This is a genomic window from Micromonospora sp. NPDC049175 (genome assembly GCF_043197345.1).
Taxonomy (GTDB): Bacteria; Actinomycetota; Actinomycetes; order Mycobacteriales; family Micromonosporaceae; genus Micromonospora.
This window is the reverse complement of the sequence record NZ_JBICSY010000014.1, coordinates 74690-101675: the sequence shown is the minus strand read 5'-3', so window position 1 is coordinate 101675 and position 26986 is coordinate 74690. Positions and strand designations below refer to the sequence as shown.

Below are 26986 nucleotides of genomic sequence, written 5' to 3'. Positions count from 1 at the left end.
AGAAAGTGCAAGATCGCGGAGGCCGGGGCGGGGGGCCGGGTGGGCTACGTCGGGAAACCTCGGGGCGGGGCGGGATTCTCGGCCTGGGCCAGGGCTGCCGCCAGCGGGGCCAGATCCTCGGTGGTCAGGGGGCTGACGCAGATCCGGACAGCGGGTGGCGCGGCGATCCGGTAGAGCGCGCCGGGGGCCACCGCCCAGCCGGCATCGCGCAGGGCGGTGACCACGCTCGTCTCGTCGGACACGGGCAGCCAGACGTTGATGCCGCTGCGGCCGTGCGCGGTCAGGCCGTGCGCGGCCAACGCGGCCAGCAGCCCTTCGCGCCGCCGCTCGTAACTCTGTGCCGCCCGCCCCACCTGGTCGGCGACCACCGGGTCCTGCCAGAGGGCGAGGACCAACCGCTGCAACACGGTGGAGACCCAGCCGGCACCGACCCGGGTCCGGCCGGTCACCCGGGCCACCGTGGTCTCGTCGCCGACAAGCACCGCGAGCCGCAGGTCCGGGCCGAAGGGCTTGCTCACCGAACGGACGAAGGCCCAACTCGGGGTCGCCCCCGCCAGCGGGTGCAGGGGTACGCGGGCCAGTTCGGCGGCGTGGTCGTCCTCGATCAGCAGCAGGTCCCGCCGACCGGCGAGCAGCGCGCGGAGGGCTTTCGCGCGGGCGGCCGAGACGGCGGCGCCGGTCGGGTTCTGCGCCCGGCTGGTGACCACGAGCGCCCGTGCTCCGGCGGCCAGCGCGGCGGCCACCCCGGCCACACGTGGCCCCTCGTCGTCGAGCGGTACGCCGATCGGGCGCAACCCCAGTGCCGCGACCAGGTCGAGCAGGTTGGCCCAGCCCGGGTCCTCCACCGCCACCGCGTCACCGGGGCGCAGGTGGGCGCCGAGCAGCCGTTCGATGCCGTCCAGCGCGCCGCCGGTGAGGGTGAGTTCCCCGGCCGGTACGCCGTCGGCGCTCAGCCGGGCGCGGGCCGCCTCGGCGAGCTCCGGCAACACCCCGGCGTCGGAGTAGCCGACCGACGGGCGGTTGTCGGCGGCGAGGGCCGCCAGGTGCGGGCCCAGCGGCGGGAGCAGCCGGGGGTCGGGTTCGCCGCGGGACAGGTCGCGGGCGCCGGGCAACGGTGGAGGACGCAGCGCGGAGCGGCGGGCGGCCACCGGCGGGCGCGGGCGTACCCGGGTGCCGTGTCGCCCGGCGGTGGCGAGCAGGCCGCGCTGACGCAGGTCCTGGTAGGCGCGGGCGACGGTGGCGGGGCTGACCCCCAGCTCGGCGGCGAGGGCCCGCACGGACGGCAGGGCGGCCCCCGGCGGCAGGGCGTCCGTGCGGATGCCCGACTCGATGCTGGCCGAAATCTCGGCGGCCGTCGTACCACTGAGCTGATAGTGTGCTGACACAAATATTAGATTGTACTAGAACAAAGGGGCGCGCGCATGTATCCACCCACCGCCCGGACCACACCCCACCGCTCCCGCGACAAGATGAGCTACGACCGGGCCGCCGCCCACGCGGTGCTCGACGAGGCGTACCACTGTGCGCTCGGCTTCACCGTCGACGGCCAGCCACGGGTGCTCCCCACCCTGCACGTCCGCATCGGCGACACGCTCTACCTGCACGGCTCCACCGGCAGCCGGCCCCTGCTCGCCGCCCGCGACGACGGGCTGGAGGTCTGCGTCACGGTGACCCTGCTGGACGGCCTGGTCTACGCGCGCTCGCAGTTCCACCACAGCGCCAACTACCGCTCGGTCGTCGCGCTCGGCACCGCCCGACTGGTCACCGACGAGCGGGAGAAGAGCGCCATGCTCACCGCGCTCGTCGAGAAGGTCGGCTCGGGGCGCAGCACGGACACCCGCCCACCCAGCCGGCGCGAGCTGGCCGAGACCGCCGTGCTGGCGCTGCCCCTGCACGAGGTGTCCGTCCGGACCCGCAGCGGCGGGGTCCGCGAGGACGAGGCCGACCTGGACCTGCCGCACTGGGCCGGCGTGCTGCCGTTGCGGCTGACCGCCGGGCAACCCGAGCCGGACGCCGGGGTCACCGCGCCGCTGCCGGCGTTTCTCCGCACGGCCCGCACGCCCTGGCACGATCCGGTGGCACTGCACGGCGAGCACGTCCGGCTGGAGCCGTTGGAGGTGGCGCACGCCGACGAGTTGCACACCGCCACGGCGGACGCGGAGGTGTGGCGGCACCTCAGCGCCGCACTGCCCACCACGCCCGCCGCGACGGCCGAGGTGATCCGCACCGCCCTGGCCGCCCAGCACCGTGGCGAGCGGGTGGCCTGGGTGCAGCGATGCGCGAGGACCGGGGCGGTGGTCGGCACCACGTCCTACTACGAGATCGACCCGCAGCGGCGATCGGTGGGGATCGGGCACACCTTCCTCGGCCGGCCCTGGTGGCGTACCGGGATCAACACCGAGGCGAAGTTGCTGCTGCTCAGCCGGGCCTTCGACGACCTGGACGCGGTACGCGTCGTCTGGCACACCGACATCCGCAACCTTCGCTCCCAGGCCGGCATCGAACGGCTCGGCGCGACCCGGGAAGGGGTGCTCCGGATGCACCGGCAACGCCCGGACGGCTCCTGGCGGGACACCGTGCAGTACGCGATGACCGTCGACGAGTGGCCGAGGGCACAGGCCCGGCTGCGGGAAAGACTTCTGCGAACGGCACCGGTGGCGTGATGATGGCGGGCGTGCTGGGGATCACCGACATCTGGACGTACGTGCTGGGCACCGTGGCCATCATCCTGCTGCCCGGGCCGAACTCGCTCTTCGTGCTCTCCACCGCGGCCAAACGGGGCGTCGCGGTTGGCTACCGGGCCGCCGGTGGGGTGTTCGTCGGCGACGGGGTGCTGATGTTCCTCTCCGCCGCCGGGGTGGCGTCGCTGCTCAAGGCGTACCCCCCGCTGTTCCTGGTGGTCAAGTACGCCGGCGCCGCGTACCTCGGTTATGTCGGGGTGACAATGCTTGTCGGCGCCGTGCGGCGCTGGCGCGACCGCAACGACCCGAGCACGCCGCGGCTCATCGACGCCGCGGAGCCGGCGGCGATGCGCAGCCCGTTCCGCAAGGCGCTGGTGATCAGCCTGCTGAACCCGAAGGCGATCCTGTTCTTCATCTCGTTCTTCATCCAGTTCGTCGACCCCGGCTACGCGTGGCCGGCGCTGTCGTTCCTGCTGCTCGGGCTGATCGCCCAGGTGACGAGCGCGCTCTACCTCACCGCGTTGATCTTCGCGGGCACCTTCCTGGCCGCCCAGTTCCGCCAACGCCGCCGCCTGGCCGCCGGCGGCACCACCGCCGTGGCAGCCCTCTTTCTAGCCTTCAGCCTCAAACTAGCCACCGCCACCGCCACCTAACCCCCTGCCCCACCCCCACCCTGCCCCCACCCCGCCCCGCCCCCGGCGTTGATCATGAGGTTATAGCCACTCGCGCCGGCGTGTCGGGACTACAACTCCATGATCAACGCAGGGGGTGGGGTGGGGGTGCGGGGTGGGGGCCGCAGGGTGGGGGTTAGGTGCCGTCTCCGCCGGAGCCGCCTCCGCCGACGCCTGCGCCGCCGGCGGTGCCGCCGAGGCCGTAGCCGGACTGGACCGGCTCGTCCGGGTGGCGGGTGACGTGGGCCGAACCCGCGATCCGCGCGGACCAGTCGGCGTGCGCGGCCGCGGCGGCGTGCCGGTTGATCGCCTGGCGGATCCAGCCGTCGACGGTGGCGACCCAGTCCCGCCGTTCGCTGTCCTCGTGCCAGATCCGGAACCGGCTGATGCTCTGGTGGGTGATCCCGGCCAGCGCCAGCCGGCGATCCATCCAGAGGATCGCCTCCAGACCCGCCGAGTTGGTCACGAAGATCACCTCCAGCTCGGTGATCGGGCCGGCGTAGAGCGGCCCCACCCAGTAGCCCCAGCGCTGGTGCAGCGGCAGGGTGTGCTCCACCCCGGGCAGCCCACCCTCCTGCAACCCGGACTGGCGGATCAGGAAACCCAACGTGTCAAGCGCCGCCAGCACGTGCTGCTGGGTGGGGAGCGGGTGCACGAAGACGGGCACCATGGCCCCCTGGTCCAGGTCGGGATCGAGCGACACCTCCGTACGCAGGCCCATCCGCAGGCTCAGCAGCGGCACCCCGCCGAAGGTGGTCACCGGGGTCTCCCACGGCAGCGGCAACGCGAAGTCGACAGCCCGCCGCCGGCCGGCCGGCACGACGAACCGGCCGGCGATCGGCAGGTGGTGAAACTGCATGAGACGCCGGGGGGCGGCCGGGTCGTCCGGTTCGACGGTGGTGACCAGGCCGAGCCGGACGTGTCGCACCAGCACGTCCTCCGGCCCGGCGGCGAGGGTCACCCGCCCCGGCAGGCGCAGGCCCGGCCGGGTGCTCGGGTTGGGCAGCGTGGTCCGCACGGAGAGCCCGGTCCGACCGGACTCCCGGGACACCCCAGTCAGCCGCACCGCACGCCCCCTTCCGGGACGAGGCCCCGCCGGCCCCGCACGGGCAGCGCCTACCCCGTCGAGACGACCTCACGCCCCGCCGACCCGGCCGCACCTCGTACGCGCGGCCGGGTTGGCGGCTCAGCGCAACCGCCGCCCGCGCGGCACCATGTCGGTCTCGTCGTCGAACTCGCCGATGACCTCCTCCAGGAGGTCCTCCAGCGCCACGAAACCGATCGGCCGGGCCGGGCCGCCGCCGTTGCGCACCAACGCGAGCTGCGACTGCCGGGCCCGCATCGCCGCCACCGCCTCGGTGACCGAGGACGTCGCGGGCAGGGTGAACGCGGGTGTCATCAGCGACCCCGCGGTGGCGACCCGGCCGGCGGTGACCACCCGCACCGCCTCCCGGACGTGCACCAGGCCGCAGACGTCGCCCGCCTCGTCGAGCACCGCCAGTCGGGACCGACCGCTGTCCCGGCTCACCTGTTCGATCCGCTCGGCCGGGTCGTCCCGACGGACGGTGACCATGGTGGCGAACGGTTCCATCACCTGCGCCACGGACGTGCCCTGCAACTCCAGCATGCTGGTCAGCAACTGGTGCTGCTCCGCGCCGAGCAGCCCGTGCTCGCGGGACTGCTCCAGCAGGATGCGCAGCTCGTCCGGGCCGTGCACCTGGGCGAGCTGATCCTGCTGGTTCACCCCGACCAGCCGCAGGATCGCGTTGGCCAGGGCGTTGAGCGCCGACAGCACCGGCCGGGACACCCGGGCGAAGGCGCGGAACGGCAGCGCGAGCAGCGTCGCCGAACGCTCCGCGTCGGTGATCGCCCACGACTTCGGTGCCATCTCCCCCACCACCAGGTGCAGGAAGGTGACCACCCCGAGGGCGAAGACCAGGGCGACGAGGTGACTGGCCGCGTCCGGCAGGCCCACCGCGTGCAGCAGCGGGCTGAGCAGGTGCTCGATCGCCGGCTCGGCCAGCGCGCCGAGACCCAGGGTGCACAGCGTGATGCCGAGCTGCGCGCCGGCCAACATCAGCGACAGCTCGCGGACGCCGTCCAGCGCGGCACGCGCGGCCCGTCCGCCGTTCGCCGCCGCCTGCTCCAGGCGGTACCGCTTGCTGGCCACCAGGGCGAACTCGGCGGCCACGAAGAACCCGTTGAGCGCCAACAGGATCACCGAACTGAACAGCGCGATCCCGGGGCTCACGCGACCACCCCCGGCTTGGTCAGCTGCAACCGCACCGAGTCGGCCACGTGCCGGTCCACGGCCAGCACCTCGACAAGCGCCCGGGGCTCGGCGTCGTTGTCCTCGCCGTCCGCGCCCTCGGGCAGCAGGCTGATCTCCAGCCGGTCACCGACCTCCGGCACCCGACCCAGCTCCCGCATCACCAGTCCGGACAGGGTGTCGTACTCCGGGGCCTCCGGCAGGGCGATGCCTGTGCTGTCGGCGACCTCGTCGATCCGCCAGCGCGCCGGCACCACCCAGGACCCGTCGTCCTGCCGGGCCGGTGCCCGGTCGGGTGGGTCGTCCTCGTCCCGGATCGGGCCGACCAGTTCCTCGGCGATGTCCTCCAACGTGATCACCCCGGCGAAGCCGCCGTACTCGTCGACCACGCAGGCCATCTGCCGATGCCCGGACCGCAGCCGGTCGAGCACCGTGGGCAGGGGCAACGTCTCCGGTACGAGCAGCGGCGGCACGGCCACCGCGCTCACCGGGGTGGTGGCCCGCTCCCCCGGGGGTACGCCGAGCACGTCGGCGATGCCGACGACGCCGAGCAGGTCGTCGACGCCCTCCGCACCGCGCACCGGGAAGCGGGAGTGGCCGGTGTCCAGCAGCTCGACCACCCGGCTGACCGGCTCGTGCGCCCGTACGGTGTGCACGTCGACCCGGGGCACCATGGCCTCCCCGGCGGTCAGCTCGCGGAAGTCCAGACCTCGGTCGAGCAGCGTGGACATCTCGGCGTCGAGGCTGCCCTCCTCGCGGGACTCGGCGATGATCTGTTCCAGGTCCGCCGGGGTGGCGCCGCTGGGCAGCTCCTCGATCGGCTCGATGCCGATGCGGCGCAGCAGCCGTACCGAGGCCCGGTCGAAGAGCCGGATCAGCGGCCCGGCGACGGCCAGGTAGATCAGGGTGGATCGGCTCAGCGCCCGGGCCAGTTGCACGGCCCGGGCGATGGCCAGGTTCTTCGGGGCCAGCTCACCGAGCACCATCTGCACGACGGTGGCGATGACCAGGGCCAACGCCACCGACAGCGGCAGGCTTACCGCCTCGCTGACGCCGGCCACGCCGAGCAGGTCGGCGAGGCCACCGCCGAGGTACGGCTCGGCGACGTAGCCGACCAGCAGGGCGGTGACGGTGATGCCGAGTTGTGCGCCGGAGAGCATGAAGGAGAGCCGGCTGGTGACGGTCAGTGCCCGGGCGGCGGCCTGATCGCCGTCGTCGGCGAGCTGGCGCAGCTTGCCCCGGTCCACGGCGACATAGCCGAACTCCTGCGCCACGAAGTAACCGGTGGCGGCGGTGAGCACGATGATCAGAAGAAGGCCGACGACGATCAGCACCTGTAGCTCAGGGCTCCCGAGGTCGTCGGGACGGGGATATGCCGGGCACGACCCGGCTGGCTACTGCTGCCCTCCTGGGCAGAGGAGTCGATCATGCCGCTATTTTATCGGCGCGGCCTGGGACTCCGCTGGGGGTGGGCCGAAGGAGCGAGATGTCCGGTTCGCCAGCCCTCACGCCGGTCCGGTCGGACCGCCGCCCGAGCCCCGTTCAGCGAGTTCGTCGGCGTCGAGCAGGCTCCGGTCCAGCCGCCCCGACCGGTACGCGGCCCGCCCGATCATCTGGGCCGCGACCGGCGCGGTCGCCAACTGGAAGACCGCCACCAGCGCGACCATGCCCAGGTCGGACGGCGACCGCAGGCGCAACGCGATGCCCACCAGCAACAGCAGCACCCCGAGCACCTGCGGCTTCGTGGCCGCGTGCATCCGGGACAGCGCGTCCGGGAACCGCAGGACGCCGATCGCGGCGGCCAGGCCGAGCAGCGCGCCGGCCACCAGGCAACAGGCCCCCAGCCAGTCCGCGATCGTCGCGATCACTGCTGCTCCCGCACGGCGAAGCGGACAAGTGACACCGAGCCCACGAAGCCGAGCAGGGAGAGCACCACGAGTACGGGCAGCGTGGTGGCATGCCTGTTGACCGCCGCCTCGGCGCCCACCGCGCCGACCATCGTGGCGAGCAGCATGTCCGCGGCGATCACCCGGTCGACGAGCGACGGGCCACGGTAGAGGCGGGCCAGCGCGAGCAGCGCGGTCACCGACAGCAGGGCGGTAAGGACGACGGCCAGGAACGTGGTCACCGGCTGGTTCCCCTCTCGGATCGGTGGGTCTCGACGAGGCGCAGTTCGGCGTCGGAGCCCACCGCGCGGATGATTCGCCGTTCGACGGCGCGGGTGCGTTCGCGGGCCACGTCGAGGTCCGCCGCTCCGTGGGTGTCGAGCACGTGCAGGTAGAGCGTCCCGGAGTCCCGGTCCACCTCGAGGATCAGCGTGCCCGGCACCAACGAGACCGCCTCGGCGGTGAGCGCCAGGTTCAGGTCGGTGGACACCCGCAGCCGGACCGCGATGATCGCCCCACGCGGCCGGTAGCCGGGCTGCACGGCGATGCGGGCCACGTGCAGGCTCGCGCTGACCAACTCGACGACGAACCGGCCGCCGAACACCAGCAGCGCCCCGGGCCGCAGCCGGCCGACGAAGGTGACCGCCGGCAACGGATAGAAGACCAGCACCGCGCCGCCCACCAGCAGGCCGCCGAGCACGTTCGCCCAGGTGATGTCCCCCCAGAGCAGGTTCCAGACCACCACCAGCCATCCGAGCGCCACCACCTGGTCGCGCCAGCGCCCGAGCCGGCCTCGCCCCACCACTGCGGGCGCCGACTCGGGGCCGGTCACGGCGCGCCGCCCGGCAGCACGGCATGCACGTACGGGGTGCGCAGCCGCAGGTCGGCGGCCGCGTCCGCGGTGACGTCGAAGAGCGGACCGGCCAGTACGGTCAACGCCAGCCCGAGGGCGACCAGGGCCACGGTGGCCCCGACCATCAGCTTCGGCAGCCGGACGGCCGGCTCGCTGGTGGCCAGTCGGGGCGCCCGCCAGAAGGCGATGTTCCACACCCGGGACGCCACGTAGAGGGTGAGCAGGCTGGTCAGCGTGCCCGCCGCGACGAGCACCCAGGGCAGCGGACCGCCGGCCTCCACCCCGGCCTGGAGCAGGCCGAGCTTGCCGAGGAACCCGGAGAACGGCGGCACCCCGGCGAGGTTCATGGCCGGGACGAAGAACAGCACCCCGAGCAGCGGCGCCACCCGGGCCAACCCGCCGATGCGGCGTAGGTCGGTGCTGCCGGCGCGCTCCTCGACCAGCCCGGCGACGAGGAACAACGTGGTCTGGATGGTGATGTGGTGCACCACGTAGAAGATCGCGCCGGAGAGCCCGGCGGCGGTGCTCAGCGCCACCCCGAAGATCATGTAGCCGATGTGGCTGACCAGGGTGAACGAGAAGAGCCGCTTCAGATCGGACTGGGCCACCGCGCCGAGGATGCCGATCACCATGGTCAGTCCGGCGACGACCATGAGCAGCACGTCGGCATGCCCACCGGGGAACAGCAACGTCTCGGTGCGGATGATCGCGTAGACGCCCACCTTGGTGAGCAGACCCGCGAAGACGGCGGTGACCGGGGCCGGTGCGGTGGGATAGCTGTCCGGCAGCCAGGCCGACAGCGGGAAGACCGCCGCCTTGATCGCAAAGGCCAGGAGCAACATCAGCTCCAGGGCCAGCCGGACGCCGTCGGGCAGGTCGTCGAGGCGCTGGGCGAGTTGGGCCAGGTTGAGCGTGCCGGTGGCCGCGTACACCAGACCCACACCGGTCAGGAAGATCATCGAGGAGAGGATGCTGACCACCACGTACGTCGACCCGGTCCGGATCCGGGTCTCCGTGCCACCCAGGGTGATCAGCACGAAGCTGGCGGCCAACAGGATCTCGAAGCCGACGAAGAGGTTGAACAGATCACCGGCCAGGAACGCGTTCGTGACGCCCGCGGTGAGCACCAGGTACGTCGGGTGGAAGATCTCCACCGGGCTGGACTCGCTGGACTCGCTGCGACCCTGGCCGACGGAGTACAGCAGCACGCAGAGGGTCACCGCCGACGAGACCACCACCATCAGCGCCGCGAGCTGGTCGGCGACCAGCACGATGCCGACCGGCGCCGGCCACCCACCGACCGCCACCACCACCGGCCCGTGCCGGTACGCCTGCACGAGCAGCACCAGCGCCACGGCGAGCGTGCCGCCCAGGCAGGACACGCTTATCGAGCGTTGGAGCCGGGGTTTCCCGGCCAGCAGCAACGTCAGCGCCGCGCCGAGCAGTGGCACCACCACCGGCAACGGCACCAGCGCGCTCATCACGACTCCTTCCCACGGCGGAGCCGGCGGCGGGCGGGCTCGGGATCGACCTGCTCCGGGTCGCCGTTCGGGCCCTCCCCGCCGTGGTCGACGGCGCCCACCTCGTTGCGCACCGCCCGGCGGAGGATCTGCCGGTCCTCCAGGTCGTCGGGCACCTCGTCGTCGCCGGTCAGATACCAACTGCGGTACGCCACCGCGAGCAGGAACGCGCTGAACCCGAAGGTGATCACGATGGCGGTCAACACCATCGCCTGCGGCAGCGGATCACTCATCCGATCCACCGCACCGGTGCCGACGATCGGCGCACCACCCGGTCGCCCACCCAACAGGATCAACAGGTTCACCCCGTTGCCGAGCAGGATCACCCCGAGCAGGATCCGGGTCAGGGTGCGCTCCAGCAGCAGGATCACCCCGCAACCGACGAGCACCGCGACAGCCAGCACCAGCACCAGCGTCGGCCCCGCATCGCTCTCGGTCACTGCTCCCCCTTGTCGACGGCCAGGCCACCGGTGGCCGTTCCGGTGGCCTCGATGTGCCGGTCCACCTCGGCACCGAGGCTGCGCAGGATGTCCAACACCAGCCCGATCACGACCAGGTACACACCGATGTCGAAGAAGATCGACGTGACCAGGTGGGCGTCACCGAGAAACGGCAGCGACCTGTCGACCTTGGCGCTCTCCAGCACCGATCCGCCGACCAGCAGCGCCACCACGCCGCTGCCCACCGACAGGGCCAGCCCCGCGCCGAGGATCGCGCCGGCGCCGATCGGGGCCGCCTCGGTCAACTCGTACCGGCCGCCGGCCAGGTAGCGGACCACCAGGGCGAGACCCGCCACCAAACCGCCGGCGAAACCACCCCCCGGCGCGTTGTGCCCGGAGAAGAGCAGGAACAACGAGAACAGCACCACGGTGTGGAAGATCAGCCGGATGACCACCTCCAACACGATCGAGCGACGTCCCTCGTAGAGGGTGGGACCGCCGCGCAGCCACACCGGCCGGCCGGGCTCGTCGGCCCGCTGATCCGAATCCGGCCGACGCGGTCGCGGCCCGGTCCGGGACCGCTCGAAGATCAGGCTGGCCACCCCGGTCGCGGCCACCACCAGCACCGCCAGCTCGCCCATGGTGTCCCAGGCCCGGATGTCGACGAGTGTCACGTTCACCACGTTGCGGCCGTACCCCTGCGCCACCGCCAGATCGGGGAACGCGGCGGAGATGTCCGGGGCTCGGCGGGCCCCGGCGGCGGTGAGGGCCAGCCCGGCGGCCACCACACCCACCGCCACCCCGATCGCCCGACGGACCCAGCGGGTACGCCGCAACGGGCGGGCCGAGAACCGCTCCGGCAGGCGACGCAGCACCAGCACGAAGACCGCGATCGTCGCGGTCTCCACCAGGAACTGGGTGAGCGCCAGGTCGGGTGCGCCGTGCAGGACGAAGAGCATGGCGGTGCCGTAGCCGGTCATCCCCACCAGCAGCATCGCGGTCAGGCGACGGCGGGCGCCCACCGCCAACACCGCGGCCACCGCGATCACCACCACGACCACCGGTTGGAGCAGGCTGTCCCAGAGCGGGATCCGGGCCCGCCACGGGCCGGCGGAGAGCATCGCCGCGCCGGGCACCAGCACCAGCGTAACCAGGATGATCCCCAGATACTGCGGCAGCGAGCCGCGCTGGGTCGCGCCGGTGACCTCGATGGCCAGCCGGTCGAACCGGCCCACGATCCACTCGTACCCCTGGTTGCCGGCCACCGGCGACCGAAGCCGGGCCAGCAGCGGGGCCAGCGGCCCCCGCACGGCGAAGAGCGCGCCGCCGCCGACGAGCGCCAGCACGGACAGGCCGAGCGCCGGGGTCGGCCCGGACCAGAGCGCCAGGTGCGCGTCGACCCCACCGAGCAGATCGGCGTACGGACGCAGCAGCTCGTCCATCACGCTCGCGGCCGGGCCGGCGAGCAGACCCACCCCGGCGAGCACCGCCGGCGGGACCAGCAGCGACGCGGCGATCGGGCCGGGCCGGGCCGGTGCCACACCCGGGCGGTCGGCGAACGCGCCCCAGAGGAAACGGGCGCTGTACGCGACGGTGAGCACCGTCCCGGCGACCAGGCCGGTGAGGAGCAGCGGCCGATCGGTGAACGCTCCGAAGACGGCCTCCTTCGCGACGAAGCCGACGAGTGGCGGCACACCTGCCATCGACGCGGCAGCCAGCACCGCGACCACGAACAGCGGCCGGGACCAGTGCCGCAGGCCGGACAGCTCACGTAGGTCACGGGTGCCGGCGCCGTGGTCGATGATGCCGACGACCAGGAACAACGCCGCCTTGAACAGGGCGTGCGCCAGCAGCATCGCGGTGCCGGCCAGGGCGGCGTCCGGGGTGCCCGAGCCGGTCACCGCGACCAGCAGACCCAACTGGCTGACCGTCCCGTACGCCAGCAACAGCTTCAGGTCGGTCTGTCGCAGCGCGGCCCAGCCGCCGAGCAGCATGCTGGCCACGCCGGCGATCTGCACCACCGGTTGCCACGGCCCGACGGTGGCGAGCACCGGCGCGAGCAGCCCGACCAGGTAGACGCCGGCCTTGACCATGGCGGCGGCGTGCAGGTACGCGCTGACCGGCGTGGGCGCCGCCATCGCGACCGGCAGCCAGGAGCTGAACGGCAGCACCGCCGACTTGGACAGCGCGCCGGCCAGGATCAGCAGCACGGCGACCACCAGGTATCCGCCGCCGGGCGGTGCCTCGGCGGCGATCTCCGACCACCGGTGGGTGCCCGCGTGCACGCCGAGCATGATGAACCCGACGAGCATGGCGAGCCCGCCCAGCGTGGTGACCGTCAACGCCTGCGCCGCCGCCCACCGGCTGGACCGCCGCTCGGTGCTGTGCCCGATCAGCAGGTACGAGAAGATCGTGGTGAGTTCCCAGCCGACGTAGAGCAGCAGCAGGTCGTCGGCGAAGACCAGGACGAGCATCGCGCCGGCGAAGGCGACCAGGACCCCGGCGTACTGCGCCAGCCCGCTCGATCCGGTGCTGAAGTAGCGGGCGCTGTAGACGAGCACCAGCGCGCCGACGCCCCCGATCAGCAGCGTCATCAGCCAGGAGAGCGTGGTGAGCCGGAACGCGACGTCGAGGCCCAACTGCGGAATCCACCGGTACGTCTCGACCACCGCCCCGCCGTCCGCGACGGCCGGGGTGCGGGCCAGCGCCCAGCCGAAGGCGGCAGCCGGTGCCAGCGCCAGCGGGTAGCACGCGCCCGATCCCCACCACCGGACGAGCAGGGGTGCGACGAGGGCCGCCACGAGGTGGAGGACGAGCAGTACCAGCACCTGCGCTCCCGATCCAGGTGGCCGACGCCCGTGCAGCGGCGGCCCCTAGCAGCGATCAGACGCCAGTTCATCGCCCTTCGGGCGGTTTTGCCGGAATCCCCCGCAGATCGCGGGTCCCCCACCCGCCGATCAGGGAGTTGTGGTGCCGGTTTGGTGCCACGGCGGGGGCTTCGTCACCCACCACAACTGCATGATCGACCCGGGTGGGGTGGGGGTGGGCTAGTGGAGGAGGGTCTGGGGGTGGGGGGCTTCGGGGGTGGGGCGGTCCTGGCGCAGCTCGGTCAGCAGGTCGGCTCGGCCGAGCTGGCGTGCCACCCGGTCGACCACCCGCTCCGCGGCGGCCAGCGACCGCACCGAGAGCAACCGACCGCGGCTCTCCCGGCGTAGCACGAAGTAGTGGACGGCGGCGCGGACCTGACCGCGATCGGCGGCGCTGGCCTGGGCGGTGCACAGGACCAGCTCCCGAAGGCAGCGGGCGAGGCGTTCGGCGAGCTCGAACTCGGCGCCGTGCAGGCCGCCACGGAGCGCGGCGAGGTGGCTGTCGACCTTGCGAATCAGCACGTCGGTGCCGGGTTCGACGGTGTGCTGCTCGCCGGCCATCAAATCCCCTCACCCCCGGTTCGCGTTGGCAGTGAAGTTACTTTATGTTGCTCCTTAGAAGCAAGCAGTTAAGTGAGACTTAACGTATTAAGCGCACGTTCCATGCTTTTTGCTTTTGTCCGGCGCATTCCACCGCCGCTCGGTCGTCGTTGTCGTACCGGCGGGGCAGGATGGACCGGTGACCGGGGCAGACGCAGACGCCGGCGCGGTGCTGGCCGGCTTCGGCCCGGCCACCCGCGCCTGGTTCGAGGCCGCCTTCGCCGCTCCCACCGCCGCGCAGACCGGCGCCTGGCGGTCGGTCGCCGCCGGCCGCAGCGCCCTCGTGGTCGCACCCACCGGTTCCGGCAAGACACTCGCGGCCTTCCTCTGGTCACTGGACCGGCTGGCCCGCGAGCCCGCGCCGGCCGAGGCGCGGCAGCGGTGCCGGGTGCTCTACGTCAGCCCGCTCAAGGCCCTCGCCGTCGACGTGGAACGCAACCTGCGCGCGCCGCTGGCCGGCATCCGGCAGGCGGCCACCCGGTTGGGCGTCGCACCGCCCGACATCACCGTCGGCATGCGCACCGGCGACACCCCGGCCGACGAGCGACGCGCCTTCGCCCGCACCCCACCGGACATCCTCATCACCACGCCCGAGTCGCTGTTCCTGCTGCTCACGTCCGCCGCCCGCGATTCGCTGCGCGGCGTCCAGACGGTGATCGTCGACGAGGTGCACGCGGTGGCCGGCAGTAAACGCGGCGCCCACCTGGCCCTCTCCCTCGAACGCCTCGACGAGCTGCTGCCCGCTCCGGCGCAGCGCATCGGCCTCTCCGCCACCGTCCGGCCGATCGACGCCTGCGCGCAGTTCCTGGGCGGCGCCCGCCCGGTCGACGTCGTGCAGCCGGCCACCTCGAAGACGATCGAGGTGAGCGTGCAGGTCCCGGTGGAGGACATGACCCGCCTGGACGAGCGGGAGCAGCCACCGGAGGACGATCTGGGCGGCCCCGGGCCACGGCGCGCCTCGATCTGGCCGGCCGTGGAAGAACGGGTCTTCACCCTCATCGGGCAGCACCGCTCCACAATCGTCTTCACCAACTCCCGCCGCAGCGCCGAGCGCCTCTGCGCCCGGCTCAACGAGCTGGCTGCCGAGGCGGTGGCCGCCGAAGCGTTGGCCTCCGCGTCGGGCGAGGACGCGATCGTCGTACCCGAGGGGTTGTCGGCCGGCGACGACCCGGCGGCCGACGACGACCCGGTGTCCGGCGCGCAGCGGTGGGGTGTGCCCGCCGGTCCGCTGCGCAACCGGCCGCCGGCCGAGGTGATGGCCCAGTCCGGCGCGGCCGGCGGCGCGGCGCCGGTGATCGCCCGCGCCCACCACGGCAGCGTCTCCCGGGAGGAGCGCAAGCACATCGAGGAGGCGCTCAAGTCCGGCCAGCTCCCCGCGGTGGTGGCCACCTCCAGCCTGGAGCTGGGCATCGACATGGGCGCGGTCGACCTCGTGGTGCAGATCGAGGCCCCACCGAGCGTAGCCGCCGGGCTGCAACGGGTGGGCCGGGCCGGGCACCAGGTGGGCGCCGTCTCCCGGGGGGTGGTCTTTCCCAAGCACCGCGGCGACCTGCTCTCCTGCGCGGTGGTCGCCGAGCGGATGACCGACGGCGCGATCGAGGAGCTGCACTACTCGCGCAACCCGCTGGACGTGCTGGCCCAACAGATCGTCGCGATGGTGGCACTGGAGCCGTGGCCGCTCGACGACCTGGCCGTGCTGGTGCGGCGGGCCGCGCCCTTCGCCGAGCTGCCCGACTCCGCGCTGCACGCCGTGTTGGACATGCTCTCCGGCCGCTACCCGTCCACCGCGTTCGCCGAGCTGCGCCCCCGACTGGTCTGGGACCGGGCCACCGACCTGCTCACCGGCCGTCCCGGCGCGCAGCGACTGGCGGTGACGAGCGGCGGCACCATCCCGGACCGGGGGCTGTTCGGGGTCTTCCTGGCCGGCGCCGAACGGGCCGCCCGGGTCGGCGAGTTGGACGAGGAGATGGTCTACGAGTCCCGGGTCGGTGACGTCTTCCTGCTCGGCTCGTCCTCCTGGCGCATCGAGGAGATCACCCCCGACCGGGTGCTGGTCTCGCCCGCCCCCGGGCAGGCCGCCCGGATGCCGTTCTGGAAGGGCGACCAGCTCGGCCGCCCGGTGGAGCTGGGCCGGGCCATCGGCGCCCGGGTGCGCACCCTGCTGCGGCAGAGCGACGAGGCGGCCCTGGCCACGTTGCGGGACGGTGGGCTGGACGACTGGGCCGCCGGCAACCTGATGGCATACCTGCGCGAGCAGCGCGAGGCCACCCGCTCGCTGCCCGACGACCGCACGGTCGTGGTCGAGCGGTTCCGCGACGAGCTGGGCGACTGGCGACTCGCCGTGCACAGCGTCCTCGGTGCCCGGGTCAACGGGCCGTGGGCCCTCGCGGTGGGCCGCCGGTTGGCCGAGCGGTACGGGGTGGACGCCCAGGTGATGCCCTCCGACGACGGCATCGTGGTGCGCCTGCCGGACACCGCCGACGAGCCGCCCGGCGCCGACGTGGTGGTCTTCGAGCCGGACGAGATCACCCAGCTGGTCGAGGAGTCGGTCGGCACCTCCGCGCTGTTCGCCGCGCGCTTCCGCGAGTGCGCCGCCCGTTCGCTGCTGCTGCCCCGCCGCGACCCACGCCGCCGGCAACCGCTGTGGCAGCAGCGGCAGCGCGCCGCGCAACTGCTCGACGTCGCCCGCGAGTACGCGGACTTCCCGGTCACCCTGGAGGCCGCCCGGGAGTGCCTCCAGGACGTCTTCGACCAGCCGGCGCTGGCCGGGCTGATGCGCGACCTGGCCAGCCGGAAGGTACGGCTGGTCGAGGTCGAGACGAGCGCGCCGTCGCCGTTCGCCCGGTCGCTGCTCTTCGGCTACGTCGGCGCGTTCCTCTACGAGGGCGACGCCCCGCTCGCCGAGCGGCGCGCCGCCGCGCTCGCCCTGGACTCCACACTGCTCGGTGAGCTGCTCGGCCGGGTCGACCTGCGCGAGCTGCTCGACCCCGCCGTGCTCGCCGAGACCGACCGGCAGCTGCGGTGGCTGACCGAGCAGCGCCGACCCCGCGACGCGGAGGACGTGGTCGAGCTGCTGCGGGTGCTCGGTGACCTGAGCGACGCCGAGTTGACCGAGCGGGACGTGCCGGAGACCTGGCTGACCGAGCTGGAGGCCACCCGGCGGGTGCTGCGGGTGCGGATCGCCGGCGAGCAGCGTTGGGTGGGTGTCGAGGACGCCGCCCGGCTGCGCGACGCCCTCGGCGTGGCGTTGCCGGTCGGGGTGGCCGAGGCGTACCTCGCCCCGGTGGCCGATCCCCTCGGCGACCTGGTGGCCCGCTACGCCCGCACCCACGGGCCGTTCGCCGCGGCCAGCTGCGCGGCCCGCTTCGGGTTGGGCGTGTTCGTCGTCGAGCAGGCGCTGCGCCGGCTCGGCGCCACCGGGCGGGTGGTCTCCGGGGAGTTCACCCCGGATTCGGCAGGCGCCCAGTGGTGCGACGCCGAGGTGCTGCGGATGCTGCGCCGCCGCTCGCTCGCGGCGCTGCGCCGGGAGATCGAGCCGGTGCCGCCCCGGGCGCTGGCCGCGTTCCTGCCCCGCTGGCAGCAGGTCGGCTCGTCCGCCCGCGGGGTGGAGGCGCTCGCCGCGACGGTCGAGCAGTTGCAGGGTGCGGCGGTGCCCGCGTCCGCCCTGGAACGGTTGGTGCTGCCCGGCCGGGTCGCCGACTACTCCCCCGCCCAGCTCGACGAGCTGTGCGCCAGCGGGGAGGTGCTCTGGGCCGGGTCGGGGGCGATCTCCGGGGGCGACGGCTGGGTCACCCTGGCGTACGCGGACGCCGCCCCGCTGCTGCTCCCGCCGCCCGACGAGGCGCTGACCCGCACCCCGCTGCACGACGCGGTGCTCGACGCGCTCGGCGACGGGCAGGCGCTGTTCTTCCGGCCGCTGGCCGACCGCGTCGGCGCGACCGACGACGCCGCCCTGACCGGGGTGATCTGGGACCTGGTCTGGGCCGGGCACCTCACCAACGACACCCTCGCCCCGCTGCGCGCGGTCCTCGGCGCCGGCGGTGCGCACCGATCCCGGCCGTCCGCGCCGCGCACCCGCTACCGGCGTCCCGGTCGGGTGGCGCTGCCCACCCGGGGTGGCCCGCCGACCGTCGCCGGCCGCTGGTCCCGCCTCCCGGAGCGCGACGTCGACCCGACCCGGCGTGCCGCCGCCCTCGCCGACGTCCTGTTGGAGCGGCACGGGGTGGTCACCCGCGGCGCGGTGATGGCCGAACAGGTGGTCGGCGGGTTCTCGGCGGTCTACCCGGTGCTGTCGGCGCTTGAGGAGCGCGGTGCCGCCCGCCGGGGTTACTTCGTCGAGGGGCTGGGCGCGGCGCAGTTCGCGGTGCCCGGTGCGGTGGACCGGCTGCGCGCGCTGGCCGAGCCGATGGACGGCACCCGGGCCCGGGGAGCGCCGGCCACCGTCCTCGCCGCCACCGACCCGGCCAACCCGTACGGCGCCGCGCTGCCCTGGCCGGACCGGGTGGTCGACTCCGGCGACGGGGCCACCCCGGCAACCGGGCACCGGGCCGGCCGCAAGGCCGGAGCGCTGGTCGTGCAGGTCGGCGGTGACCTGGTGCTGTACGTGGAACGCGGCGGCCGGACGCTGCTGTCCTTCACCGACGACACCGAGACGCTCGCGGTGGCCGGCAAGGCGCTCGCCGACGCCGTCCACTCCGGCGCGTTGGGCGCGTTGTCGGTGGAGCGGGCCGACGGCGAGGCGGTGCACTCCTCGCCGCTGCGCGACGCGCTCACCGCCGCCGGCTTCCGGGCGACCCCGCGCGGCCTGCGCCTGCGCGGCTGACCCGCCCCGGCGCACTGCTCAGCGAAGGCCGTCGAGCACCTTCTCGTAGCGCGGGCGGTCGGCCGCCGGGGTCTTCGCCTCGAGGTAGTTGAGCACCACCGCGCCACGGCGGTACGACTGGCCGCCCCAGGTCTCCGCGATGTCGCCGGCGCTTGTCTCGTCCGGGAAGACGTACACGGTGACGGCGTCGGTGGCGATCAGTTCGGAGCAACCCAGGCCGAGGCCGTCCGGTCCGCAGTCGACCGAGCGGTCCATCGGGCGCGGCACCTTGAGGCCGGCGGCCCGGAACGCGTCGACGACCTGTTTCGCCCCGGGCGCCCCGGCCGGTCGTTTGGGCAGCACCACAGGCGGTGGACTGGCCGGCCGGCGCTGCGGCGGCCCCGGCGGGACGACGGAGGGCGCGGCCGGTGGGGGTGGCGCACCGCCGGTGCTCGGCGGGGCTACCGAGGGCGTCGGCGCGCTCGGCGACACGGCGGCCGTCGGGGCCACGTCGGGCGACGCCGGCGAGGCGGACGAGGCGGTGGGAGCCGCGCGCGACGGGTCGGCGTCGTCACCGCCGCAGCCGGCGGTGAGGGCGACGGCGGCCAGCAGCACCGCGACGGCGGGCACGCTCCGAAGGGTCACCAGGGCAGTCTGCCCCGCACCGCTCGGCGACGGGAGGGGCCGGTCGGCCACCGCGCTGTCCCATTTCCGCCATCCGCGGGTCGACCGCGCGTCGCCGGTACGCTCCAGGGCCGGGCGGGGACGGCGAGGAACCGGGGGTCGACAGTGGACAGAGTGCGGGTACGGGCGGCGCGATCCGCCGAGCGGGCGGCCGTCGACGCGTTGCACCAGCGCGAGTGGGGTGGCCCGTACGTGGTCGCCCACGACACCCGGCACGACGTGCGTACCCTGCCAACCCTGGTGGCGGTCGACGGCGCGGCGGTGCTCGGGGCGCTTACCTACCGCACCGACGAGGACGGCCTGGAGGTGGTCACCCTCGTCGCGGCCTCGCCCGGCGGTGGCGTCGGTACGGCCCTGCTGGAGGCGGTGACCTCGATCGCGGCGGAGGCGGGACTGGCCCGGGTGTGGCTGATCACCTCCAACGACAACCTCCGGGCGCTGCGGTTCTACCAGCGGCGCGGGATGCGGCTGGTGCACGTGGACCGGGGTGCGGTGGACCGGGCCCGTCGACTCAAGCCGGAGATCCCGCTGGTGGGCGAGGACGGCATCCCGCTGCACGACGAACTCGTCCTGGAACGGCGCACCGACGTCGAGGGTTAGCCTGCGGGGATGTCCGACACGCCCTGGATATCCCTGACCACCGACTACGGCCTCACCGACGGTTTCGTGGCCGCCTGCCACGGGGTGATCGCCCGGCTCGCGCCGACCGTCCGGGTCATCGACGTGACCCACCTGGTGCCACCCGCGGACGTGCGGCGGGGCGCCGCCGTGCTGGCGCAGACGGTGCCGTACCTGCCCGTGGGTGTGCACGTGGCGGTGGTCGACCCGGGGGTGGGCACCGCCCGGCGGGGGGTCGCGCTGGCCACCCCTGGCGGGCTGCTTGTCGGTCCGGACAACGGGCTGCTGCCGGACGCCGCCGCCGCTCTCGGCGGGGTGACCGCGGCGGTGCGGCTGACCGAGCCGCGCTGGCTGGCCGAGCGGGTGTCCGCCACGTTCCACGGACGGGACGTCTTCGCGCCGGTGGCGGCCCGGCTGGCGCTCGGCGCGCCCCTGGCCGAGGCGGGGCCGCCGGTCGACCCGGACGGCCTGGTCCGGCTGCCGACGCCGACGCTGGCCCGCGACGACGAGGGCTTCACCGCCGAGGTGTTGACCGTGGACCATTTCGGCAACGTCCAGGTGGCCGCACCGGCGCACCTGCTGGACAGGCTTCCGGCGGAGCTGCGGGTCGGGCCGCCCGGTGCGGAGCCGGCCCGGACGGCCGTCCGGGGACGGACCTTCGGCGACGCCCCGGCCGATGGCCTGGTGGTGTACGTCGACTCGGCCGGGCTCGTCGCGGTCGCGGTCAACGGCGGGCGGGCGGTGGACCTCCTTCGGGTGGCCCCGGGTGACGTCCTGCGGGTTTCCCGCTGATATTCGACTGTGGAATGCTGCCCCGGTGGGTGAACAAGTGGTTCCCGTGGGCTGTCCCTGCTGTGCATCCCGGACCGGTGGGGGGACCTGCCCGGTCTGTTTCTGGACCGACGACGGCCAGACCGACGCCGACGCCGACGCGGTCCGGGGTGGCCCCAACGGCGACCTGAGCCTCTCGCACGCTCGACTCAACTACGCCGTCTACGGCGCCAGCCACCCGCGTTACCAGGACATGGTGCGCCCGGCCCGCCCCGACGAGCGCCCCTGAGGGCACCCGCCGGGGCGAGCACGGGTCAGCAGACCGGCACGACGCCTCCGTAGACGACCGAGATGTAGGCGTGGCTGACGTACTGGCCGGTGGCCAGCCGGTCCCAACGGGTGGTGGTGCCGTAGGGACCGGCCACGGACTGGCCGGTGACGTAGCACTGGATCGGCACGTTGGCGAACCGGGCAGCGAGACCACGGCTCGGGTACGACGTGCTGGCCCCGGTGCGGATGGTGAGCGGCCCGTCACCGACCACGCCGCGCAGCCCGCCACCGGTCCACAGGTAGGCGACGTCCACCCACGCGTTGGTGGTCAACTGGAGACCGTCCCAGAAGGTGCCGTCGGCCAGGTCGACGGCGGCCGGGTTGAGCACCGTCCTGCCGAACTGGTCCCGCCCGCCGTTGAAGCCGGACTGGTAGGCGGCCTGCGCCTCGGGTCGGCCCTGCCCCAGGATCTTCCAGTTCTCCCGCACCGCCGACGGGTTCCAGTAGTCGTCGCGGGTGTTCCACGGCCCGACGTCCCAGACCGGGGCGTACTCGCAGCGGGAGCCGCTGGTGGTGCAGACCCGCACGGAGTAGTCGCCCGAGTTGAGCGGGGACAGGCTGCGCCGCGACGGTAGCGCCACGAAATGGTCCCGGGGTTGCACGGTGCGGCCGTTGGCGGTCTGCTGGCCGACCAGGCCGATGCGGGTGGCGTACACCCGGTAGGTGAGGCCCGGCGTGGCGACGGCGACGGCGGCGGCGGCCGTGTCGGCGGTGAGCTGGACGCCCCGTACCGTCGCGGTGGCGCCGCCGGCGGTGGCGGTGAGCACGACCCTGCTCTGCACCCGGCTCACCGGGTGGTCGAAGACGGCGCCTGCGGTGGCGGTCCGCCACTCGGTCCAGCCACTGACCCGCCAACCACGGACCTGGGCCTCGACTGTGGCGCCCGCCGGTGTATGGGCGCTGACCTGGGCGCGGACCCGGTTGGCCGGCCGACTGAGGGTCCGGGGAGCGCTCAGCAGCATCCCCTCGGCGACTGCGCTGCGCGGGCTGCGTCCGGCGGGCCGGGCCTCGCGCAGGCGCAGCCCGGCGGCGGTGCGCCGGACGTTTACGTCGTCCCGGTCGACGACGGACAGGTCGGCGTTCCACCGTTCGCCGCCGGGTGCGGCGGCGGTGCGGGTGAGCGGGCTTCCGGCGGCGGGAGTCTGGCTGGCGGCGGGTAGGAGGGTGGCGGCGAGGGCGAGGGGGACGACGAGGGCGAGGGACCGAGTACGACAATGCAGCCTGGACATAGGCATTCTCCTCAGAACTCCCTGACCATCGCATGTCGGGAGATCAGGAGGAACCGGTGTACAAATAGCGACACATGCGAATGCCACTCAAATGAGGGAGAATGACAGGGTGCCCGAAGGCGACACCGTCTGGAACACCGCGCGTGTGCTGCACCGCGCGCTCGCCGGCGCGCGGATCACCGACAGTGACTTCCGCGTGCCCCGGCTGGCGACCACCGACCTCACCGGTTGGACCGTCCGCGAGTCGGCCAGCCGGGGCAAGCACCTGCTGCTCCGCCTCGGCGCCCCGGACCAGGCGCACTGGACCCTGCACTCGCACCTGCGGATGGACGGGGCCTGGCGGGCGTACGCCCCGGGGGAACGCTGGACCGGCCGGCCCGCCCACCTGATCCGCGTGGTGCTGCGCAGCCCCGGCGCGGTCGCGGTCGGCTATCACCTGCACGAGCTGACCCTCGTGCCGAGCGCCGAGGAGGACCAGCTGGTCGGCCACCTCGGCCCCGACCTGCTCGGCCCGGACTGGGACCCGGACGAGGCGGTCCGCCGACTCGCCGGCCACCCGGAACAGACCATCGGCGAGGCGCTGCTCGACCAGCGCAACCTGGCCGGGGTGGGCAACCTCTACAAGTGCGAGGTGCTGTTTCTGCGCGGGGTGTCCCCGTGGACGCCGGTCGGCGCGGTGCCCGACCTGCCCGGCCTGGTGGCCCTCGCCCAGCGGCTGCTCGCCGCCAACCGTGGCCGGTGGACGCAGAGCAGCACCGGTTCCCTGCACCGGGGCCAGACCAGCTACGTCTACGGTCGCCGCGCCCAGCCGTGCCGCCGCTGCGGCACCGCGATCCGCAAGGAGGAGTTGGGCGAGAGGGTCACCTACTGGTGCCCGGTCTGCCAGCCCGACCACCCCGGCACCCCAGAATCCGGCTGACCAGGGCAGCGATCGGCGAAGTCCGGCCCAGATACGGACGATTGGGTAATTCCTATCCGGCCGTCGGAGTCGCATGCTGCGGTTGAGTGCTCACCGATCGTCAACAGAGCGCCGAGGCAGCCACGCCGGGGTGGTGACCCTCGCGCCCCGACCCGGGGAGAGTCATGGCGTTGTTCCGCAGACTCCGCTCCACCTTCTTCGAACGGGCCGCCCGCGACACCGACGGCCGTGTCAACGGCGCGACGGCGTCCGTGCCGGCCGCGCGTACCGCCGAGGAGACCACCCCGGCGCCGAGCCTGGACCCGGCCGTGCCGCCCCGCTGCTTCGGGCCGGTGCCGAACTTCGCCCACAGCCCTCGCCCGACGCGCGACACCGCCGGGCGGCTGACGCCCGGAAGCGGGCTGCGCAAGTTCGTCGACCCACTGCCCGTCCCGGGCCGGCGCGACGGCACCGACCTCGGCGGCCACCTGCCGGTGGCGACGCCGGACACCATCACCTTTCCGGGCTGCGACTACTACGAGATCGTCGTGCAGGAGTACGCGCAACGGCTGCACCGGGACCTGCCGGCCACCCGGCTGCGCGGCTACCGGCAGCTCAACCTGGGCACCGACCCGGCGGGCCACAACACGGTGGCGCCCCCGGAGCGGCCCTGGCACCTCGGCCCGATGATCATCGCCCGGCGGGGCCGACCGGTCCGGGTGAAGTTCATCAACCACCTGCCGACCGGCCGGGCCGGCGAGTTGTTCCTGCCGGTCGACGACACCGTCGAGGGGGCCGGGATCGGCCCGCTGGACGGGCCCGCCCCGTTTCCGCAGAACCGCGCCGTGCTGCACCTGGCCGGGGCGCACACCGGCTGGAACAGCGCCGGCAACCCGGGGCAGTGGATCACGCCGGCCGGGGAGATCACCCCGTACCCGATCGGGGTGGGCGTGACAGACGTGCCGGACATGCCGGCGCCGGGCGCCGGGGCCACCACCCTGTACTACCCGAACGAGCAGAGCGGCCGGCTGCTGTGGTTCCACGACAACACCCTCGGACTGGCCCGGCTCACCGTGTACGGCGGACAGCTCGCGCTCTACCTGCTCACCGACCCGGCCGAGGAGCAGCTCGTCGCCGACGCGGTGCTGCCGGCCGACCAGCTGCCGCTGGTGATCGAGGACAAGACGTTCGTGCCGGACGACGCCCAACTCGCCGCCGAGGACCCCACCTGGGACCGGGAACGCTGGGGCGCCCGGGGCAGCCTCTGGCACCCGCACGTCTACCAGCCGCGGCAGAACCCGTACCGGTCCGGCGGACGCAACCCCACCGGCCGGTGGGACTACGGCCCCTGGTCGCGTGATCCCGCCGCGGACAGCGCACGCGCCGACGGCTGCGTCGCCAACCCGCACCACGATCCGGTCGACGCACCGGACGAGCCACCGCTGCGCCCCGGCGTGCCGTACCCGTCGGCGGTGCCCGAGGCGTACGGCGACACCCCGCTCGTCAACGGCGTCGCCTACCCGTACCTGGAGGTGGCGCCGCGCGCGTACCGGTTCCGGATCCTCAACGCCTGCCTGGACCGCAGCCTCAACCTCCAGCTCTACCGGGCCTGCTCCGACGCGCCGATGTGGACGGCCGACGGGGCGCTCGCCGAGGCCGAAGCCGGGGAGGTCCCGATGGTGCCGGCGGTGCGGGCGGCGGACCGGCCGCCGGGGTGGCCGACCGACGGACGCGACGGCGGTGTGCCGGATCCGCGCGCCGCCGGGCCGGAGTTCATCCAGATCGGCAACGAGGCCGGGCTGCTGCCCGCCCCGGTGGTGCTGCCGAACCGGCCGGTCGGTTACCGCTACGACCGGCTCGACCCCACCGTGCTGAACGTCGACGGGCACACCCTGCTGCTCGCCCCGGGCGAACGGGCCGACGTGCTGGTCGACTTCTCCACCGTGGCGCCGGGCAGCACGCTGATCCTGTACAACGACGCCCCGGCGCCGCTGCCCGGCTTCGACCCACGCTACGACCAGCACACCGACGCACCGGACCGGACGGCCGAGGGTGGGCCGCCGGGCACCGAGCCGGGGTACGGCCCGAACACCCGTACCCTGCTCCAGTTCCGGGTGGCGGGGGCCCCGGCGCCGCCGTACGACCTGGGCCGGCTGCGGGACCGGCTGCCCGTGGCGTACGCGGCCAGTCAACGTCCGCCGATCGTGCCGCAACCGGAGTACGACCCGGCGTTCGGCACCCGTACCGCGTCGACGACGACGGTGCCGGTGCACGCCACCTCGGTGACGATCACACCGACGGCCGCGGCGGGCCCGGTGACGCTGCCGATCGCGGTCAAGGCCGTCCAACAGGTCTTCGAGCCCGACCACGGCCGGCTGGTCGGCCGACTCGGCGTCGGACATCCGCACGCCGGGCCGCTCAACCCGACGACCCTGCCCCTCGGTCCGACCGACCCGGTCACCGAGGTGCTCTTCGCCACCGACCCGGCCGTGCCGTTGGGCAGCGCGACCGACGGCACCCAGCTCTGGCGGATCAGCGGCAACGTCCGGCAGACCGAACCGCTGCATTTCGGCGGCTGCGACGTGCAGGTGGTCAACCGGGTCGGTTGGGACGGCACGCTGCGGCTCCCGCACGGCACCGAGTTGGGCTGGAAGCAGATCGTCCGGGTCAACCCCCGGGAGGACGTGGTCGTGGCGCTGCGCCCGGTCGCCCCGGCGTTGCCGTTCAAGCTGGGTGACAGCGTCCGGCTGCTCGATCCCTGCCGCCCGGCCGGTGCCCGGACCGGCTCGACCCCGGTGAGCCCGGCGGACGGGCGACCCGCCACAGTGGTCAACCAGCTGGTCAACCTCGGCTGGGAATACCGCTGGCACAGCCACCTCGCCGGCCACCGCGACGGCGGGATGACCCGGCCACTGGTGCTGCGGGTGACGCCGAAGGCGCCGACCGGGCTGACCGCCACGCCGGTGCCGGGCTCGGCCACCGCGCTACCCGCGATCGCGCTCGCCTGGACCAGCAACGGCGGCCGTCCACCGGCCACCAGTCACCTGCTGCAGCGCGCGGCCGACGCGACATTCGACGGGGAGGTCACCACGATCACCGTCGCGGCGGCCGCCAGCCGGTACACGGACGCGTCGGTCACTCCCGGGGTGACCTACCACTACCGGATCCGGGCGGAGAACGCGGTCAGCTACTCGTCCTGGTCCAACGGGGTGCCCGCCTCGGTGCACCTGGCCGCGCCGAGTGGCCTGGTCGCGGCGCTGCCACCCGCCGCGCCGCTGCGGGCGGGCCTGCGCTGGACGAACCGGTCCTTCGCCACCGGCATCGACGTGCAGCGGGCCACCAACCCGACGTTCACCAGCGGGCCGGGCATCACGGCGATCGGTGCCGGCGACAACCACCTGGACGTCGCGATCGCGCCGGACACCACGTACTACTACCGGGTGCGGACCACCTACCTCGGTGCCGCCTCGGCCTGGTCGACGGTCGCCACGGTGACCTCTCCGCCCGCGCCGGGCACCCCGAACGGGGTGGACGCCACGGCGAGCGCACCCGGGCCGGACACCGCGACTGTGGTCCTGGTCTGGGCGGCGAGCACCCCCGCCGGCCCGGGGTCGGGGTTCATCGTGCAGCGGGCGCTGGACCCGGCGTTCGACCGGGAGGTGGCCACCTTTACGGTGACCGGTCGCGGCTTCAGCAACACGGGCTTGACCCGGGGCGTCACCTACCACTACCGGATCAGGTCGTTCAACGTGGTGGGCAGTTCGCCGTATACGGAACCGGTCCGGGTCACGACCCCGCCGTGACCGGGCCGGCGCGGTGCTCTCAGCGGGTCGGCGCGCGCAGTGGAGTGCCGACGCCGCGCAGCTCT

At 73.8% G+C, this 26986-nt stretch carries 21 protein-coding genes; 8 read left to right on the top strand and 13 right to left on the bottom strand.

Going from position 1 to position 26986, the window contains the following annotated elements; translation table 11 throughout:
- Positions 1-44 precede the first annotated feature (44 nt).
- Complete coding sequence (locus tag ACGFH8_RS33625) at positions 45-1385, bottom strand: aminotransferase class I/II-fold pyridoxal phosphate-dependent enzyme (RefSeq protein WP_393375358.1); 1341 nt, start codon at positions 1383-1385, stop codon at positions 45-47.
- 36 nt (positions 1386-1421) lie between these two features.
- Between ACGFH8_RS33625 and ACGFH8_RS33620 the strand changes: the two genes are divergently transcribed.
- Positions 1422-2663, top strand: coding sequence for a bifunctional pyridoxamine 5'-phosphate oxidase family protein/GNAT family N-acetyltransferase (locus ACGFH8_RS33620; RefSeq protein WP_393375356.1), 1242 nt, complete (start codon positions 1422-1424; stop codon positions 2661-2663).
- Positions 2663-3334: a leucine efflux protein LeuE gene (gene leuE / locus ACGFH8_RS33615; RefSeq protein WP_393375354.1), complete on the top strand. Its 672-nt coding sequence runs from the start codon at positions 2663-2665 to the stop codon at positions 3332-3334. Before ACGFH8_RS33620 ends, leuE begins: the two co-directional genes overlap by 1 nt.
- A gap of 154 nt (positions 3335-3488) precedes the next feature.
- Here leuE and ACGFH8_RS33610 read toward each other — a convergent pair whose 3' ends face one another.
- The 10 genes from ACGFH8_RS33610 to ACGFH8_RS33565 all read right to left on the bottom strand — a co-directional run bounded on the left by ACGFH8_RS33610 (position 3489) and on the right by ACGFH8_RS33565 (position 13748).
- Entirely contained in the window at positions 3489-4418 is a 930-nt protein-coding gene (locus tag ACGFH8_RS33610) for a sporulation protein (RefSeq protein ID WP_393375352.1), read from the bottom strand.
- A gap of 120 nt (positions 4419-4538) precedes the next feature.
- Positions 4539-5603, bottom strand: coding sequence for a hemolysin family protein (locus ACGFH8_RS33605; protein ID WP_393375350.1), 1065 nt, complete (start codon positions 5601-5603; stop codon positions 4539-4541).
- Positions 5600-6955 (bottom strand): hemolysin family protein, encoded by a 1356-nt coding sequence (locus ACGFH8_RS33600; RefSeq protein ID WP_393375347.1) that lies wholly within the window; start codon positions 6953-6955, stop codon positions 5600-5602. Before ACGFH8_RS33600 ends, ACGFH8_RS33605 begins: the two co-directional genes overlap by 4 nt.
- Positions 6956-7126: 171 nt before the next feature.
- Entirely contained in the window at positions 7127-7486 is a 360-nt protein-coding gene (mnhG, locus tag ACGFH8_RS33595; protein ID WP_393375436.1) for a monovalent cation/H(+) antiporter subunit G, read from the bottom strand.
- Entirely contained in the window at positions 7486-7749 is a 264-nt protein-coding gene (locus ACGFH8_RS33590) for a monovalent cation/H+ antiporter complex subunit F (protein WP_030489433.1), read from the bottom strand. The genes mnhG and ACGFH8_RS33590 overlap by 1 nt, the downstream gene beginning before the upstream one ends.
- A complete protein-coding gene (locus ACGFH8_RS33585; RefSeq protein WP_393375344.1) occupies positions 7746-8339 on the bottom strand; it encodes a Na+/H+ antiporter subunit E in 594 nt (197 codons plus the stop codon). The genes ACGFH8_RS33590 and ACGFH8_RS33585 overlap by 4 nt, the downstream gene beginning before the upstream one ends.
- A complete protein-coding gene (locus ACGFH8_RS33580) occupies positions 8336-9841 on the bottom strand; it encodes a Na+/H+ antiporter subunit D (RefSeq protein ID WP_393375341.1) in 1506 nt (501 codons plus the stop codon). Before ACGFH8_RS33580 ends, ACGFH8_RS33585 begins: the two co-directional genes overlap by 4 nt.
- The gene (locus ACGFH8_RS33575; RefSeq protein ID WP_393375338.1) at positions 9841-10320 is read right to left on the bottom strand and encodes a Na(+)/H(+) antiporter subunit C; all 480 of its coding nucleotides are present in this window, start codon (positions 10318-10320) and stop codon (positions 9841-9843) included. The genes ACGFH8_RS33580 and ACGFH8_RS33575 overlap by 1 nt, the downstream gene beginning before the upstream one ends.
- Positions 10317-13148: a Na+/H+ antiporter subunit A gene (locus tag ACGFH8_RS33570; protein WP_393375335.1), complete on the bottom strand. Its 2832-nt coding sequence runs from the start codon at positions 13146-13148 to the stop codon at positions 10317-10319. Before ACGFH8_RS33570 ends, ACGFH8_RS33575 begins: the two co-directional genes overlap by 4 nt.
- 219 nt (positions 13149-13367) lie before the next feature.
- Positions 13368-13748 carry a hypothetical protein gene (locus tag ACGFH8_RS33565; protein WP_393375332.1) on the bottom strand — a complete coding sequence of 127 codons (381 nt, stop codon included), beginning with the start codon at positions 13746-13748 and terminating at the stop codon, positions 13368-13370.
- Positions 13749-13926: 178 nt separating this feature from the next.
- Here ACGFH8_RS33565 and ACGFH8_RS33560 point away from each other — a divergent pair, with 178 nt between their 5' ends.
- Positions 13927-18609: a DEAD/DEAH box helicase gene (locus ACGFH8_RS33560; protein ID WP_393375330.1), complete on the top strand. Its 4683-nt coding sequence runs from the start codon at positions 13927-13929 to the stop codon at positions 18607-18609.
- 18 nt (positions 18610-18627) lie between these two features.
- On the opposite strand, the gene ACGFH8_RS33555 is transcribed toward ACGFH8_RS33560, so the two are convergent.
- Positions 18628-19233: a hypothetical protein gene (locus ACGFH8_RS33555; protein ID WP_393375328.1), complete on the bottom strand. Its 606-nt coding sequence runs from the start codon at positions 19231-19233 to the stop codon at positions 18628-18630.
- A 153-nt stretch (positions 19234-19386) separates the two neighbouring features.
- Here ACGFH8_RS33555 and ACGFH8_RS33550 point away from each other — a divergent pair, with 153 nt between their 5' ends.
- Genes ACGFH8_RS33550 through ACGFH8_RS33540 form a run of 3 tightly spaced genes read left to right on the top strand, consistent with a single transcriptional unit; the run spans position 19387 to position 20950 of the window.
- Complete coding sequence (locus ACGFH8_RS33550) at positions 19387-19872, top strand: GNAT family N-acetyltransferase (protein ID WP_393375325.1); 486 nt, start codon at positions 19387-19389, stop codon at positions 19870-19872.
- 9 nt (positions 19873-19881) lie between these two features.
- A complete protein-coding gene (locus ACGFH8_RS33545) occupies positions 19882-20682 on the top strand; it encodes an S-adenosyl-l-methionine hydroxide adenosyltransferase family protein (RefSeq protein WP_393375322.1) in 801 nt (266 codons plus the stop codon).
- A gap of 25 nt (positions 20683-20707) precedes the next feature.
- Entirely contained in the window at positions 20708-20950 is a 243-nt protein-coding gene (locus ACGFH8_RS33540; protein WP_110566168.1) for a CPCC family cysteine-rich protein, read from the top strand.
- Between the two features lie 25 nt (positions 20951-20975).
- Here ACGFH8_RS33540 and ACGFH8_RS33535 read toward each other — a convergent pair whose 3' ends face one another.
- Entirely contained in the window at positions 20976-22220 is a 1245-nt protein-coding gene (locus ACGFH8_RS33535; protein WP_393375319.1) for a hypothetical protein, read from the bottom strand.
- Positions 22221-22329: 109 nt separating this feature from the next.
- On the opposite strand from ACGFH8_RS33535, the gene ACGFH8_RS33530 reads away from it, so the two are divergent.
- Together ACGFH8_RS33530 and ACGFH8_RS33525 are read left to right on the top strand one after the other, a co-directional pair.
- Complete coding sequence (locus ACGFH8_RS33530) at positions 22330-23139, top strand: DNA-formamidopyrimidine glycosylase family protein (protein WP_393375316.1); 810 nt, start codon at positions 22330-22332, stop codon at positions 23137-23139.
- 164 nt (positions 23140-23303) lie between these two features.
- Positions 23304-26921, top strand: coding sequence for a hypothetical protein (locus ACGFH8_RS33525; protein WP_393375313.1), 3618 nt, complete (start codon positions 23304-23306; stop codon positions 26919-26921).
- Positions 26922-26986: the final 65 nt, after the last annotated feature.

Excerpts from the sequence above, each read along its gene's own strand:
- ACGFH8_RS33620 (WP_393375356.1), top strand. The coding sequence starts at position 1,422 with ATGTATCCACCCACCGCCCGGACCACACCCCACCGCTCCCGCGACAAG.
- leuE (WP_393375354.1), top strand. The coding sequence starts at position 2,663 with ATGATGGCGGGCGTGCTGGGGATCACCGACATCTGGACGTACGTGCTG.
- ACGFH8_RS33580 (WP_393375341.1), bottom strand. The coding sequence starts at position 9,841 with ATGAGCGCGCTGGTGCCGTTGCCGGTGGTGGTGCCACTGCTCGGCGCG.
- ACGFH8_RS33565 (WP_393375332.1), bottom strand. The coding sequence starts at position 13,748 with ATGGCCGGCGAGCAGCACACCGTCGAACCCGGCACCGACGTGCTGATT.
- ACGFH8_RS33545 (WP_393375322.1), top strand. The coding sequence starts at position 19,882 with ATGTCCGACACGCCCTGGATATCCCTGACCACCGACTACGGCCTCACC.
- ACGFH8_RS33535 (WP_393375319.1), bottom strand. The coding sequence starts at position 22,220 with ATGTCCAGGCTGCATTGTCGTACTCGGTCCCTCGCCCTCGTCGTCCCC.
- ACGFH8_RS33525 (WP_393375313.1), top strand. The coding sequence starts at position 23,304 with ATGGCGTTGTTCCGCAGACTCCGCTCCACCTTCTTCGAACGGGCCGCC.